Source organism: Dyadobacter psychrotolerans (genome assembly GCF_004349265.1).
GTDB lineage: Bacteria > Bacteroidota > Bacteroidia > Cytophagales > Spirosomataceae > Dyadobacter > Dyadobacter psychrotolerans.
The window spans coordinates 845,289-859,730 of sequence record NZ_SMFL01000003.1 but is presented as its reverse complement, the minus strand read 5'-3'; the positions used below and the strand labels follow the sequence as shown (position 1 = coordinate 859,730).

Annotated in this window: 11 protein-coding genes; 3 read left to right on the top strand and 8 right to left on the bottom strand. The window is 41.9% G+C overall.

Annotated features, from left to right (window positions below):
- Positions 1-155: 155 nt before the first annotated feature.
- Positions 156-446 (bottom strand): hypothetical protein, encoded by a 291-nt coding sequence (locus E0F88_RS11415; protein WP_131958355.1) that lies wholly within the window; start codon positions 444-446, stop codon positions 156-158.
- A gap of 339 nt (positions 447-785) precedes the next feature.
- On the opposite strand from E0F88_RS11415, the gene E0F88_RS11410 reads away from it, so the two are divergent.
- Positions 786-1,004: a YdaS family helix-turn-helix protein gene (locus tag E0F88_RS11410; RefSeq protein WP_131958354.1), complete on the top strand. Its 219-nt coding sequence runs from the start codon at positions 786-788 to the stop codon at positions 1,002-1,004.
- 71 nt (positions 1,005-1,075) lie between these two features.
- Here E0F88_RS11410 and E0F88_RS11405 read toward each other — a convergent pair whose 3' ends face one another.
- From E0F88_RS11405 to atpA, 4 genes are all read right to left on the bottom strand, one after another.
- The gene (locus tag E0F88_RS11405; RefSeq protein WP_131958353.1) at positions 1,076-1,606 is read right to left on the bottom strand and encodes a YceI family protein; all 531 of its coding nucleotides are present in this window, start codon (positions 1,604-1,606) and stop codon (positions 1,076-1,078) included.
- Between the two features lie 163 nt (positions 1,607-1,769).
- A complete protein-coding gene (locus E0F88_RS11400) occupies positions 1,770-2,501 on the bottom strand; it encodes an outer membrane lipoprotein-sorting protein (RefSeq protein WP_131958352.1) in 732 nt (243 codons plus the stop codon).
- A gap of 141 nt (positions 2,502-2,642) precedes the next feature.
- On the bottom strand, positions 2,643-3,530 hold the full coding sequence (gene atpG / locus E0F88_RS11395) for an ATP synthase F1 subunit gamma (RefSeq protein WP_131958351.1): 888 nt from the start codon (positions 3,528-3,530) through the stop codon (positions 2,643-2,645).
- Between the two features lie 87 nt (positions 3,531-3,617).
- A complete protein-coding gene (atpA, locus tag E0F88_RS11390) occupies positions 3,618-5,192 on the bottom strand; it encodes a F0F1 ATP synthase subunit alpha (protein ID WP_131958350.1) in 1,575 nt (524 codons plus the stop codon).
- Between the two features lie 289 nt (positions 5,193-5,481).
- Here atpA and bamJ point away from each other — a divergent pair, with 289 nt between their 5' ends.
- Together bamJ and E0F88_RS11380 are read left to right on the top strand one after the other, a co-directional pair.
- The gene (gene bamJ, locus E0F88_RS11385) at positions 5,482-6,261 is read left to right on the top strand and encodes a BamJ family beta-barrel-assembly machinery protein (protein WP_131958349.1); all 780 of its coding nucleotides are present in this window, start codon (positions 5,482-5,484) and stop codon (positions 6,259-6,261) included.
- A gap of 13 nt (positions 6,262-6,274) precedes the next feature.
- Positions 6,275-8,395, top strand: coding sequence for a carboxy terminal-processing peptidase (locus tag E0F88_RS11380; RefSeq protein WP_131958348.1), 2,121 nt, complete (start codon positions 6,275-6,277; stop codon positions 8,393-8,395).
- A gap of 74 nt (positions 8,396-8,469) precedes the next feature.
- Here the strand turns inward: E0F88_RS11380 and E0F88_RS11375 are convergent, their stop codons facing one another.
- The 3 genes from E0F88_RS11375 to E0F88_RS11365 form a co-directional block, all read right to left on the bottom strand.
- Positions 8,470-9,909: an efflux transporter outer membrane subunit gene (locus E0F88_RS11375; RefSeq protein ID WP_131958347.1), complete on the bottom strand. Its 1,440-nt coding sequence runs from the start codon at positions 9,907-9,909 to the stop codon at positions 8,470-8,472.
- Between the two features lie 66 nt (positions 9,910-9,975).
- Positions 9,976-13,131, bottom strand: coding sequence for an efflux RND transporter permease subunit (locus tag E0F88_RS11370; protein ID WP_131958346.1), 3,156 nt, complete (start codon positions 13,129-13,131; stop codon positions 9,976-9,978).
- A 34-nt stretch (positions 13,132-13,165) separates the two neighbouring features.
- Positions 13,166-14,314 carry an efflux RND transporter periplasmic adaptor subunit gene (locus E0F88_RS11365; RefSeq protein ID WP_131958345.1) on the bottom strand — a complete coding sequence of 383 codons (1,149 nt, stop codon included), beginning with the start codon at positions 14,312-14,314 and terminating at the stop codon, positions 13,166-13,168.
- Positions 14,315-14,442 lie beyond the last annotated feature (128 nt).

Here is a 14,442-nt window from a genome sequence, read left to right as displayed (position 1 = left end):
TGATCACAAGATAACTTTTTTGCCCGACTGCGCCCCTTTTTAAATCTGTCACATTCTTCTGCGAGCTCAGGATGACATTCGGATGCGCCATATAGTATTCACGCTGTACCAGTTAATACCGACAATTTTTGCCGGTATTAACCAGGTGAAACTTACTAACAAAGATATTCCTCCAAAGTATCAAAGACGCATTCAATATCACATTCACCGTCCATATCCTCCTGTATGTCCTTCTTTATGTCAGAGTTGTAGCATACTACTGCGCATGATAAATCAAAACATTCCATTTGGAGCGGTTTTGATGCAGGTATAACAACGGATGATATAAAATTTGTTGTTATATTCTCGGTTGCTGTGTTTTGGACAGAATAATTTTGATCAATATATGCGGCCTGGCTAACAAATGCCATGAAAACCATTGCGAGGGATAAGGTTACTTTTTTCATGATTAATTGATTTTGTTAAATAATTTATTTAATTCTGGATAACTTAATATTATTAATTACACAAGGTAATAAACGTTTCTCTGGCCAGATTGTGCTTATTGTTGTTTCGCAAATGTAACTGGGGTTTTTTTCAGGAGCTATCACCTATATAATAATTTCACTTATAGAAGTATTTTTATTATGAAAATAATAAAATGAGATCCGTGTAATAGCTTAGCAGGTTGATAATCAGTTCTTTGTATAGTTATTTTATTTTTAGGTTGTGTGCCGGCGGTATTAGTTACTATATTTGAACAACGTTAGGAAAGCTTCTGGGTTAGTAAATATTACTAGTATAATATGACCGCAGAAGAAGCATTACGAATTTATTATCAACAAAGTGGCGATTCCCAGCCGCTACTTGCAGTTAAACTGCAAGTAAGCCAGGCGGCTGTTCACAACTGGCTTAGTAACAAAAAACGGATACCATTGGAATATTATCCAAGAGTATCCGAAATATGCGGAGTAAATCTCTTCGAGATCCTTCCGGAGAATTGGAAGAAAATGATTAACAGCTAACGTAGCTAAAATTATTTTATACTTACCTTGGCAGACTATGATGCAAATACCTGTCAGGTAAGACAACGTCCCTATTGTTTAACCACCTGAACGTTAGCGATCAATTTGACATCGTCACCAACCACAACACCACCTGCTTCGGTTACTGCACTCCATTCCAATCCGAATTCCTTACGGTTGATTTTACCTGTAATTTCAAAACCAGCTTTGTTGTTACCGTAAAAGTCAGTCATGTTCCCACCATATTCTACATCAAAGGAAAATGGTTTTGTAACATCTTTAACAGTCAAATCACCTTTCAAAGCATAAGATTCGTCACCTGTGCTGGTCAAAACTCCTGCGAAAGAAATTTTAGGATATTTTTCTGAATCGAAAAAATCTGATCCTTTAAGATGTTCGTCACGCTGCGCCTGGTTGGTATCAACGCTTGCAGTGTCCGCAGAAAAAGTAACTTTTGCACCTTCAAAATCTTCTGTTTCACTTTCAACAGATCCTTCAAAACTTTTGAATGAACCCGTAACGGTTGAGATCACAAGGTGTTTAACTTTAAATTGAATTTCGGAATGAGTTGGGTCAATAACCCATGTTGTTGCAGTTGCCATATCAGTGTTAATTAATTTATGTATTTACATTTAATGTATATACATGTAAATTTGGAAAAAAGTTTTCAATAACACGAAAAAAATCTCAATCAGTTACAATTGAGATTGTAGTGTGCTATTTTACAGTAACTTATATTCTTAATTTATAATTTTTAATTCTAAATTACTTCGGCATAGCAAAAATGCTTTCGTCTACTTTTGCATTAACTGCAACGGATTCGATCTTGTTGATCACCTTCGCGCCTGGCATTGCTGAAGTTGTTAGCTCAGAAGAAAAGGGAAAAGTAACGCCATCCACTTGTTTAAAGTCGGACTGTATATTTTCGGTGGTAATGTTCTGGCCGTTTGCTGAAACAGTTGCAACAACTTTCAAAACATAATAAGTATCCTTTGATATATAGTTATCCTGTTTTGCGCCGCTTTTTAATGTCGCCACTATCTTGTAAACCTTTGCTCCGTTAAGTTCCTGCTCTCCTTCAAGCGCCAGCTGCAATCCTTTTTGTTTATAATTATACAAACCCGTAAGATCCGTTTGAGAAGCATACTGTTGTACGGCTTCCTGCGGTAGCTCCACCGGCTTGCCGTCTCCAGCCATAGGATTCACCATCCATCCCTTTACGCCATCCGTGGCCTGGATAATTGTCATGCCCTGTACTGTTGTTTCAGTGCGAAAACCTTTGTCCTGAACAATCGTGATTTTTACAGGCATTTCCATATTCATCACTTCCATATTGGAAACAATAGCAACACTTTTCAGCTTTGAAAGTTTATCTGCTCCGCCCATCGCCGTAATGTGTTTGGCAATTATTTCATCCACCGACTGAGCAGATACCGTTTGTGCTATTCCCGTGATAAATAAGATTACCAGCAGCTTGAAACCTTTGTAGTTGTACATCTTGGTTTTGATTTATTGATAAGTAAAACTATGGAATTAACTTTAAAATTTCCGGAAGATTGCAGTTATAAGCTTAAAATTCATAAAAAAAACGGACAGAAATTATTCTGTCCGTTTTCAAAAATCTATATCTGGTAAAGCTTAATTCTTCAAAGCTTCTGCTCCTCCAACGATTTCGAGAATTTCCGTTGTAATGGCAGCCTGACGGGTACGGTTGTAGATCAGTTTCAATTCTTTCAAAAGATCCTGAGCATTTTCCGTAGCCTTTTCCATTGCTGTCATACGTGCTCCCTGTTCAGAAGCATTTGACTCAAGAACAGCTCTGTAAAGCATTATTTTTAATGATTTCGGAATCAATTCAGCAAGAATTTCTTCTTCTGTTGGTTCAAAAATATAATTTACTTCAGCAGTTTTGACTTTGGCAGATGTTGCTGATTCAGAAACAATCGGCAGGTAACGATCCGTGTGGATCAGCTGCGTTGCCACGTTTTTGAATTCATTGTAAACAATATCAACTGCGTCATAACGACCTGTTGAAAAGTCGTGCATGATTTCCTCAGCAGCCTGTTTAACAGCAACAAATTTTAAACGGGTAAACAGGTCAGTAAAGCCGGTGTTCACTTTAAATCCTCTCCGGGAGAAAGCTTCGGCACCTTTTTTACCAATAGCAAAAATTTCAACATTTCCCTTTGCAGCCTGAATCGCATACCTTTCTTCGATTAAAAGCAAAGTAGCCTTTACGATGTTGGTATTGAAAGCGCCACACAATCCGCGGTCAGAAGTTACCACAACGATCAACACTTTTTCAATCGGACGTGCTGTTTTCAACGGACTGTCCGATGAGCTTTCTGTTCCAGCTGAAACAGTCGAAAGCATATCTCCCAGCTTTTGGGCATAGGGGCGCATCTGGATAATATTATCCTGAGCTCTACGCAGCTTAGCAGCAGCCACCATTTTCATGGCTTTTGTGATCTGCTGGGTAGAATTAACCGATACAATCCGGTTACGTACTTCTTTTAAACTTGCCATTCTTGGAAAATTAAAAACGGTTCGCCGTTGCGTTATAAGTGCCGGTTATTTTGCAACAACCGGTATTTATAATGAATGATAATTAGCTTAGTATTTAGCTGCTATTTCTCTTGCCACTCTGTCGATCACATCAGTTACGCTGTTATCGAGTTTTCCGGCGCGCAAAGCAGACAATGTATCTTTATGCTGAACTGACAAAATAGTCAGGAATTCTTTATCAAAATCCTTTACACGTTCAACAGGGATTTTATCCAGCAAACCTTTGGTAGAAGCATAAACCGTAGCAACCTGCAATTCAACCGGAACCGGAGCGTATTGAGGTTGTTTCAGAACTTCCTGGTTACGGCGTCCCCTGTCAATCGCAAGCTTGGTAGCCGCATCAAGGTCGGATCCGAATTTTGCAAAAGCTTCCAATTCACGGAACTGAGCCTGATCCAGTTTCAGTGTACCCGAAACTTTTTTCATTGACTTGATCTGTGCATTACCACCCACACGTGATACCGAGATACCTACGTTGATCGCAGGACGGATACCAGAGTTAAACAGGTTGGATTCCAAAAATATCTGTCCGTCAGTAATCGAAATTACGTTTGTAGGGATATAAGCAGAAACGTCACCAGCCTGGGTTTCAATGATTGGAAGGGCAGTAAGAGAACCACCTCCTTTTACGATATCCTTCAGTGAAGGAGGAAGATCGTTCATATTTTTTGCAATGCTGTCATCCGAGATGATTTTCGCTGCACGCTCCAATAAACGACTGTGCAGATAGAATACGTCTCCAGGATATGCTTCACGGCCTGGAGGGCGACGAAGAAGCAAAGAAACTTCACGGTAAGAAACAGCTTGTTTTGAAAGGTCATCATAAACAACCAATGCAGGACGACCCGTATCACGGAAGTATTCACCGATCGCAGCACCTGTAAAGGGAGCATAAAATTGCATAGGTGAAGGATCCGAAGCTCCTGCCGCAACAATTACTGTGTAATCCATGGCACCATAACGGCGAAGGGTTGCTTCAATACCTTTAATGGTAGAAGCTTTCTGTCCGCAGGCAACATAAATACAAAATACGGGTTCTCCTTTTTCGAAGTATTCACGCTGATTGATGATTGTGTCAATCGCAACAGCTGTTTTACCAGTCTGGCGGTCACCAATGATCAACTCACGTTGTCCCCGTCCGATGGGTATCATTGCATCAATCGCTTTAATACCTGTCTGAAGAGGTTCGGTAACAGGCTGACGGAAAATTACACCTGGCGCTTTACGCTCCAGAGGCATTTCGTAAAGTGTTCCCTGAAGAGGGCCGTTGCCATCAATAGGTTCTGCCAGTGTATTTACTACACGGCCGATAATTCCTTCCCCGACTTTAACTGAAGCGATCTCCTTAGTACGCTTCACGGTGTCTCCTTCTTTTATTTCACTTGAATCACCAAGCAAAACTGCGCCGACGTTGTCTTCCTCAAGGTTAAGGGCGAGTGCTTTTAAGCCGTTCTCGAATACAAGCAGCTCTCCTGCCTGAACCTGGGAAAGGCCATAAATGCGGGCAACACCATCACCAACCTGAAGGACTGTTCCTACTTCTTCGAGTTCCGCTTCAGATTTAGCGCCTGCAAGTTGTTCGCGCAGGATGGCCGAAACTTCATCCGGTCTAACAGATACCATAGTATAATTGACTTATTTAGAGTATAGTAGTAAGATTTTGAAATCAGCCGCAAAGGTAGGCTATATTTTGGTAAAAAAAGAATGTTTGATCCAAAAAACTATTGGTTAAAATTAGATTTTTCCAAGTTGTTCTGTGTTCTGGGCTTCCTGCAAAATAAATCACCGTTTATCATGCATTCTGAATGTTTTTAAAACTTTTTTAGGTACTAATTGTGTTTTTGTTGTAATTGAGTTCGTTAATAACAATTACCGATTAAAACTTAAACTTTACCGACCATCTTTTAGCAGAATGTACAAATTAGAAAAAATCCTTTTAGCAGGTGTAGTATGCGGAATTTTTGCAACCACACAAAGTTTCGCGCAAGTAACAAAGAAACCAACCAAACCCGTCAGTGCCGTTAAAAAAACTCCGGCTACACCAGTGAAAGCAGCAACTGCCCCGGTTGTACTCAAAAATCAGATGGATTCTTTATCAGCGGCAATCGGTGTAAGTTTTTCAAACTCAGTTTCGTCTCAGGGAATTAGCGGTATCAATACAGATGTGCTGACCAAAACGATCAGTGCGGCACTTAAAGGCGGGAAGACCGTATTAAGTACAGATGAAGCAAACAGTTTTTTACAAGGTTACTTTGAAAAATTATCAGCAGTAAAGCAAAAGGAAATGGAAGAAAAAGGAGCAGTTGTTCGTGTGGAAGGTGAAAAATTTTTGGAAGAAAACAAGAAAAAGGAAGGTGTTACAACAACCGAAAGCGGCTTGCAATACTCCATTATAAAAGCAGGTGACGGTCCAAAACCGGCTGCGACAGACAAAGTAAAAACGCATTACCACGGAACATTAACCAATGGAACGGTTTTTGACAGTTCTGTGGAACGCGGCGAACCGGTTGAATTTCCGGTTAACGGCGTAATTAAAGGTTGGACAGAAGCACTTCAGTTAATGCCTGTTGGTTCAAAATGGAAATTGTTTATCCCGTATCAGCTTGCTTATGGTGAACGGGCAGCAGGCCCTCAGATACCGCCTTACTCGGCTCTGGTGTTTGAGGTTGAATTATTGGAAATAGTTAAATAGCAAACATTCAACGATGAAAAAGTACTTAATAACTCTTATTCCGGTTGTATTGCTAGGTTGGCAGCGTGGTCCCGTTCAGGAAAAAGGAACATTCACCGTTGCAGAAACAGCCTCATTAGGAGATGATATTAAACCGATCCCGGCACAGTATAAGGCTGAGGAACTGACCACCCGTATTCTGTCAAGCTATCACTACCGAAAGACGAAACTAAATGATTCGTTATCGGCAGAGATGTTTAGCAAGTACATTGATGGGATAGACCATGGTCGTTTGTATTATCTCGCTTCTGACATAGCGGATTTTGAGAAGTACAAATTTTCATTCGATGATTATTTATTGAAAAGGGAGTTGGATGTTCCTTTTGAGATGTATAATGTGTTCAGAAAGCGCTACAAAGAACGCAGTGATTATATCCAGTCGTTGCTGACAGAAGCTAAACCATTCGATTTTTCAACCGACGAATCCATTAATACAGATCGTGAAAAAGCGCCGTGGGCAAAAAGTTCAGATGAGTTGAACGACACCTGGAGAAAATATCTGAAAAGTGAAGCGCTGGATTTGAAATTGTCAGGAAAAGCAGATACTGCAGTTGCAAGCGCACTGCGTGACCGGTACAAAAACAGAGACCGCGCCCTGGCACGGATTCGTACGGAGCAGGTTTTTCAAATGTTCATGAATTCCTATGCTGAGTCACTTGACCCGCATACAAGCTATCTGGCACCTACTGCTGCGGATCGTTTTAAACAGGATATGAGCCAGTCCCTGGAAGGAATCGGAGCGATGCTGCGTGAAGAAGATAACTACATTAAAATTGTTGAAGTCATACCCGGCGGCCCGGCATTTAAAGGAAAACAGCTTAAAAAGGAAGATAAAATTATTGGTGTTGCTCAGGGCGACGAAGGTAAATTTGTGGACATTGTGGGCTGGTTTGTGGATGATGCCGTCAAACTCATCAAAGGTGCAAAATCTACGGTTGTTCGTCTACAGGTTATTTCTGCTGACGCACTGGCAGGAACACCGCCGAAAGAGTACCGTTTGGTGCGTGAAAAAATTAAGATTGAAGAACAGCGCGCCAAAAAAGAAATTGTTTCAATTAACTCCAATAAAAAAGATTATAAAATTGGTGTGATCGATATTCCTCTGTTTTACCGTGACTTTGAAGGTGCGCAGCAAAGAGAGAAAGAATTTTCAAGTACTACACGTGATGTTCAAAAACTGATCACTGAATTGCAGGCTGAAAACGTGGATGGTATCGTGATTGACCTTCGTAATAATGGAGGTGGCTCTTTGACGGAGGCAATTTCTTTAACCGGTTTATTCATAAACCGCGGACCTGTAGTTCAGGTGAAAGAAAGTCAGGGAGAAGTTGAAATTCAGTCTGACAATGATCCGATGGTTGCTTACAGTGGTCCAATGGCAGTTATGGTGAACCGTTTTAGTGCCTCGGCATCTGAGATTTTTGCTGCTGCAATTCAGGATTACAAGCGTGGAATTATTGTTGGAGAGCAAACTTACGGTAAAGGAACGGTACAGACGTTAATCAACCTGAATCAGTACGATCCTAAGTATCCGGAAGCACTGGGTGACGCAAAATTAACTGTTGCTAAATTCTACCGTATCAACGGCAGCAGCACTCAGCTTAAAGGTGTAATGCCTGATCTGGAATTGCCAACTGCGTTTTTGACAAATGAATATGGAGAAGGATCACAGCCAAGTGCGTTGCCATGGGACCAGATCGCATCTTCTAAATACGAAGTCACTAAAAACATCAACGACAAAATTGTTTCTCAGCTGAAAGACAAGTATAACCAAAGACTTAAATCTGATGAAGAATTGAAAACTTTGGTAAAAACTTTGGACGAGTTTAAAAAAGCCCGTGAAAATAAGGTCGTTTCTTTGCAGGAATCGAAACGCAAGGTAGAACGTGCGGAAGCTGAAAAGAAAAGACTTGCCATGAAGCAACTGGGCGAAGAGGGTGACGAGGATGAAGAAGAGCTTGACGGAAAAGCGGTAGAAGCTCCAAAAGAAGTGAAAAAGAAAAAGGATATCTATTTAACTGAAACCGGCAGAATGCTGGCCGATCTGATCCAGATTTCGAAAGAGCCGAGTTTGGCCGGAACGAAGAAAAAATAGGTAATCAGGTATACTAAAAAGCGCGGATGAGGTTTTCTCATTCGCGCTTTTTAGTTCAATAGATTCACGTTTCGTTACTCCCACCCACCGCCAACCGAACGGTACAATTCAATCAGAGCAAGATATTGTTCTTTTTGTACGCCCGTAAGTGTTAATTCTGCTTCCAATACGCTTCTTTGTGCCAATATAATTTCAAGATAAGAGGCGTAGCCAGTCACAAAAAGATCACGGGATGTAGTGACTGCCTGCTGAAGAACGGCAACCTCTTCCCGTTTGAAACCCGCTATTTTTTTGGTATTCTCAATCTTTTTAAGATTTGTACTGACTTCCTGAAATCCTGTCAGAATGGATTTGTTGTAAGCATAAAGCGCTTCTATACTGGCGGCTTCGGTTCTCTTTTGGCCGGCTTTCAATGCTTTTCTATTTAAAAGAGGAGCAGCTAAACCACCCAGTGCATTATAGGCTATTGATCCGGGATTGAACAATAAGTTGCTTTTAAATGCATTGAAGCCGAGCATAGCCGTAATATTCAGGGATGGTAAAAACGCGAGCCGCGCCGCCTGCTGATCCGAGTAATTCGCGAGCATTTCCAGTTCTGCCTGCTGTACATCCGGGCGCCGGCGTAATATTTGCGATGGAATACCTGCCTGTATTTGCTGCGGGAATTTTTGTTCAATTGCCGTACTTCTCATTATCCGCTGCGGAAAGCGGCCAAGAAGCATATTTAACTGATTTTCAGTTTCAATGATTTTTTGGTCTATTTCGATTTCCAGGCTTTTTGTGTTTAATAATTGAGCCTGAAATTGTTGGACTGCCAGTTCATTTGCGCGGCCACCTTCCTTTTGAATCTTCACCGTTTCGACAGCAGTTTGTTGTAAGCCAATGTTTTTATGGATGATACTACGTTCGGAATCGAGGTTCATCAATTCATAGTACATACTGGCAACCTGCGCAACCAAACTTGTTGTAATGGCCTGTTTTGCTTTTTCAGTTGCTAAAAACCTTGTATACGCCGCTCTGCGCTGTGTTTTTAATTTACCCCAAATGTCAACTTCCCATGAACTTCTAAATCCTACAAAATAATCAGGAAGAAACGGTCCGGGGATTTTGCGATTTGCATCTATGTTTCCTGAGAAATTGGTGTCATAATTACCGACACCGTCCATCGTGTAGTCGCCAAACTTTCGTCCTCCGCCTGATACCTCTGCACCGACTGATGGCAGCAATAATCCCTGACTGATCAGCACATTTGATCTTGACATTTCAATGCGCTGAACGGCCATTTTTAAATCCAGATTGTTCTGCAAAGCGGTATCTATCAGTGCGACTAAATTTTTATCCGTAAAAAAGCTGCTCCATTTCATTGAGCCAATCCCGATAGAATCACTTTGGCCTTCAAAGGTGACGGGAGCTTTTATGGCAGCATTTTGCTGTACCGGCTTGGTTAGTTTACAACCGCTGACAAACAGGATGCACGCTAAAATAAGAGGGTTGATCTTATTATATGTTTTCATTTATAGGTTATTCTGATTGGAAATAAACAGCCGGTACAATCACCGGCTATCTGAACAGGAATTGGCTTAGCCAAGCAATACTTCTTCTTTTTCATGCACCACCCGGGCTTTTGCTTTGGGCGTCCTCACACCGCCAAACAAAATATAGAGCCCCGGGATGATGATCACTCCGAAAAGTGTCCCGATTAGCATACCGCCTGCGGCAGCTGTGCCGATAGAACGGTTCCCTATTGCACCTGCTCCGGAAGCAATTACGAGTGGAATTAAGCCTGCTATAAAAGCAAAGGAAGTCATCAAAATAGGACGAAGCCGTTCTGTTGCGCCTTCCAAAGCTGCTTCCAGAACACTGCGGCCTTCTTTTTGTCTGATAATGGCATATTCTACAATCAGAATGGCATTTTTACCTAAAAGACCAATCAGCATGACGAGAGAAACCTGGGCGTAGATATTATTTTCCAGCCCCAGAAGTTTGAGTGATAGAAAGGCGCCAAAAATACCGGTTGGTAAAGAGAGAATTACGGGAAGCGGAAGCAGGAAACTTTCGTATTGAGCCGCAAGCAACAGATAAACGAAAAGCAGGCACAAAGCGAAAATGTACATTGCCTGATCTCCCGATAGGATTTCTTCCCTTGTCATTCCGGACCATTCGTAGGTGAATCCTTTCGGTAATTTTTCCTTCGCAATGCGTTCAACTGCTTTAATTGCATCTCCACTGCTGTATCCCGGAGCAGCATCTCCGTTGATCATCGCCGACGTGTACATATTGTAACGGGTAAGCAGTTCCGGTCCGTAAACCCTTTCAAGTTTTATAAACGTGGAAAACGGGACCATTTCTCCCCGGTTATTTTTTACATACAATTTTAGGATATCCTCGGGATTCTTTCGAAAGCTGGGTTCAGCTTGTACCATTACCTTGTACATTTGCCCAAACCTGATAAAATTTGAAGCGTATAAACTTCCGATCAGGGTTTGCAGCGTACTCATGGCTACTTCAACAGAGACCCCTTTCTTGGCTGCAATATCCGGATCAACATGAATCATATATTGCGGAAAACTTGCGTCAAAACTGCTGAAAGCACCGGCGATCTCTGGCGAAGCCATTAAATCCTTAACAAACTGATTGGTAATCGCCGCGGTTTTTTGAAGGTCATCACTGCCTGTTTTATCCAGTACTCTCAATTCAAAACCACTTGAATTACCAAAACCGGGTACAGTAGGAGGTGGGAAAAACTGAATTTCGGCATCCGTGATGTGTTTTGTTTTTTGCTCCATTTCAGAAATAATGTCGCTGACGGAAGCCTCTCTCTGGTCCCAGGGTTTAAGATTGATCATGGCCATACCGTAGGATGAACCGGATGATTCCGTAATCAGGCTGTATCCGGATAAAGTCGAAACAGATTCAACCGGTCCTAATGCCTGAGCTACTTTTTGAATTTCATCCAAAACCGCTTCGGTTCTTTCAACTGTAGCCGCTACCGGCGTGGTTACATTGACATTGATCACACCCTGATCTTCGGTTGGTATAAACCCGGTCGGGAGTATCGTGTTAATTCCATATGTGCCGATACAAAATGCAAGTAAAAGCCCCACGGTGACCACCCTGCGGCTGGCAATACGGGAAAGCAGTTTTCTGTATTTGTTGGAAATGCCGTCATACCCATTATTGAATCCCCTGAAAAAGCGATCCAATGGCGTATTTTTAGAAGGCTGTCCATGCGTATTTTTCAGCATCAGAGCACAGAGTGCAGGTGTTAGTGTTAATGCGTTAATACCCGAAATGACAATTGAAATAGCCAATGTAATCGAAAATTGGCGGTAAAAAACACCGACAGGCCCAGACATAAATGCCACCGGAACAAATACCGCCGACATTACCAGCGTGATCGCAATGATTGCGCCACTCATTTCTTTCATCGATTCAATAGTGGCTTCTCTGGCATCAAGATGTTTTTCGGCCATTTTTGCATGAACGGCCTCGACGACGACGATGGCGTTATCTACCACAATACCAATGGCAAGAACCAATGCAAAAAGCGTCAGCAGGTTTATTGAAAACCCGAACATTTGCATAAAAGCAAAAGTCCCGACTAATGCAACGGGGACAGCCAGCGCTGGAATCAGCGTTGAACGGAAATCCTGAAGGAAAAGGTAAACGATTATAATTACCAGGATAAACGCCTCGATCAATGTGCGGACTACTTCATGGATAGATGCGTCCAAAAACCGCGAAACGTCATACGAAACAGCATAGTCCATACCGGGCGGGAAGGAAGTTTCTTTTAATTCCGCTACTTTTTTCTTCACATTTTCAATTACTTCCTGCGCATTCGAACCCGGTCGTTGTTTGAGCATGATCGATGCAGAAGGTTTTCCGTTTGACTTGGATGCCACATCATATTCCAGGCTTCCGAACTCGATGTCGGCAACATCCTTCAACTTTAACATCGAGCCATCGGGATTCGAGCGCAGGACGATATTTTCATATTGAGCCGGTTCAAAAAGTTTCCCGGTGTATTTTAATACATATTGTAATGCCTGAACTTCACGACCGGAACTCACACCTGTTTTTCCCGGCGCTGCCACAACATTCTGATCTCGAATTGCCTGAACAACTTCCTCAGATGAAACATTGTAGCTGATCATTCGATCCGGTTTAAGCCATACGCGCATGGAATAATCCTTACTGCCCATGATGACCGCCCTGCCGACACCATCTATTCTTTTTAGTTCTTTCAGAATATTGATATCGGCAAAGTTGTAGACAAAATCTTCTGCGACGGATGAATCAGAACTCATAATATCAAGATACATGAGCATACTGTTTACTTCTTTTTCAGTCGTCACACCGGCTTTGATTACTTCCTCAGGAAGTTCATCTATCACAGTCTGAACCCGGTTTTGAACGTTTACAGCAGCAAGATCGGGATCCACGCCTACATTAAAGGATATGGTGATTGTCGTAACTCCGTCATTACCGGAAACGGTATTCATGTAGGTCATCCCCGGAACCCCGTTAATTGCCTTTTCGAGCGGAACGGCAACAGCATCCACGCATACTTCGGAATTTGCACCTGTGTAAGTTGCGGTTACAACAACTGAAGGCGGTACAATATCAGGAAACTGGGAAACGGGCAGACCAAAAAATGCCAGGATCCCCAAAAGTGTTATAAATAAAGATATGACCAGTGAAAGCACTGGCCTTTCAATGAAGGTTTTAAACATAATTCAAAGTTTATAATGAGGAATCGGGTTGCTTTTAACGTGCTGTCAGTTCGACTTTTGATGCTACGTTAATACTGTCCATGGAGACGGTTCTGGGAGAAATTGTTGCTCCGTCTTTTAAACCCTGAATTCCTTCATACACGATAACGTCTCCGGCTTCCAGCCCGGACTTAACCACATAATAATTGGCAAACCTGGACTTAGGCGTAAAACTTCTGGTTTTGATTTTATTGTTTTTATCAACAACATAAACAAAGCTTTTGTCCTGAATCTCAAAGGCAGCTTTCTGTGGGACAAGAATGGCATTTTCGACGGTGTTTGTCAGGCGGATTGTACCTGTTGAGCCATGTTTAAGTAATTTTTCAGGATTTGCGAATCTTGCACGGAAAGCAATTGAACCGGTTCCTTCATCAAAAGCACCTTCCATGGTTTCGATGGCTCCTTTGTGTTTGAAATAGGAACCGTCTGCAAGTTCCAGTTCTACAATGGCATTTTGATTCGATGCCGCGCCTCTTGCCTTTTTATATTCCAAATATTCGTTTTCAGAGACATTAAAATAAGCAAATACATTTTTTGTATCTGAAAGCGTTGTAAGCAACGTTCCTTCATTGATCAAACTACCGGTTTTGTAAGGTAAACGATCAATAACGCCATCAAACGGAGCTTTTATCTGTGTTTGTGCCAGGTGCAAAGCAGCCGTCGATCTTTCCGATTTCGCTTCTTCTATTTTGGCCTTCGCGGCGGCAAGTTTTGCATCTGCGACTTCTACTTCTGTTTTGGAAATAACATTTTTCTCAACGAGGAGTTTGACACGTTTTAATTCAAGTTCGGCACCTTTTGCTTCCGCAACGGCGCTTTGAAGATTCGCTTTTGCCTTGGCCAGATTTGACTCATATTCTTCGTTATTGATCCTGAAAAGGACCTGGCCTTTTCTTACTTCTTTACCTTCGTCTACATAAACTTCCTCCAGGTAACCTTTTACTCTGGCATATATTTCCACATTTTTAACCGCATGAATATCACCCACGTACTCGCGGTGCATTGCGGTTTTCTGCGATTTTAGCTCTGTTACAGGTATTGTTCTGACACTGTCTTTGTCTTCCACAGTGTCCTGGCTTTGCGTGGCACATCCGGTAGTAAATAAACCAAGGAGTATAAATGCAGGCCATAAGTGATTTTTCATGATGAGTAGGTGAAGTTAAAAATGATTGTTTGAAAGGTGGGAATAGAAATAGCTCAGCAGGTGAGAGCCTGCCAAATGAATTGAACGGTCATGACTGACAAGGCAGGACACAAAGTGCCGGCCGAAAA

What these genes read in the sequence shown, in the direction of transcription:
- E0F88_RS11415 (WP_131958355.1), bottom strand. Translation starts at nt 446, where the DNA reads ATGAAAAAAGTAACCTTATCCCTCGCAATGGTTTTCATGGCATTTGTT.
- E0F88_RS11410 (WP_131958354.1), top strand. Translation starts at nt 786, where the DNA reads ATGACCGCAGAAGAAGCATTACGAATTTATTATCAACAAAGTGGCGAT.
- E0F88_RS11405 (WP_131958353.1), bottom strand. Translation starts at nt 1,606, where the DNA reads ATGGCAACTGCAACAACATGGGTTATTGACCCAACTCATTCCGAAATT.
- E0F88_RS11400 (WP_131958352.1), bottom strand. Translation starts at nt 2,501, where the DNA reads ATGTACAACTACAAAGGTTTCAAGCTGCTGGTAATCTTATTTATCACG.
- atpG (WP_131958351.1), bottom strand. Translation starts at nt 3,530, where the DNA reads ATGGCAAGTTTAAAAGAAGTACGTAACCGGATTGTATCGGTTAATTCT.
- atpA (WP_131958350.1), bottom strand. Translation starts at nt 5,192, where the DNA reads ATGGTATCTGTTAGACCGGATGAAGTTTCGGCCATCCTGCGCGAACAA.
- bamJ (WP_131958349.1), top strand. Translation starts at nt 5,482, where the DNA reads ATGTACAAATTAGAAAAAATCCTTTTAGCAGGTGTAGTATGCGGAATT.
- E0F88_RS11380 (WP_131958348.1), top strand. Translation starts at nt 6,275, where the DNA reads ATGAAAAAGTACTTAATAACTCTTATTCCGGTTGTATTGCTAGGTTGG.
- E0F88_RS11375 (WP_131958347.1), bottom strand. Translation starts at nt 9,909, where the DNA reads ATGAAAACATATAATAAGATCAACCCTCTTATTTTAGCGTGCATCCTG.
- E0F88_RS11370 (WP_131958346.1), bottom strand. Translation starts at nt 13,131, where the DNA reads ATGTTTAAAACCTTCATTGAAAGGCCAGTGCTTTCACTGGTCATATCT.
- E0F88_RS11365 (WP_131958345.1), bottom strand. Translation starts at nt 14,314, where the DNA reads ATGAAAAATCACTTATGGCCTGCATTTATACTCCTTGGTTTATTTACT.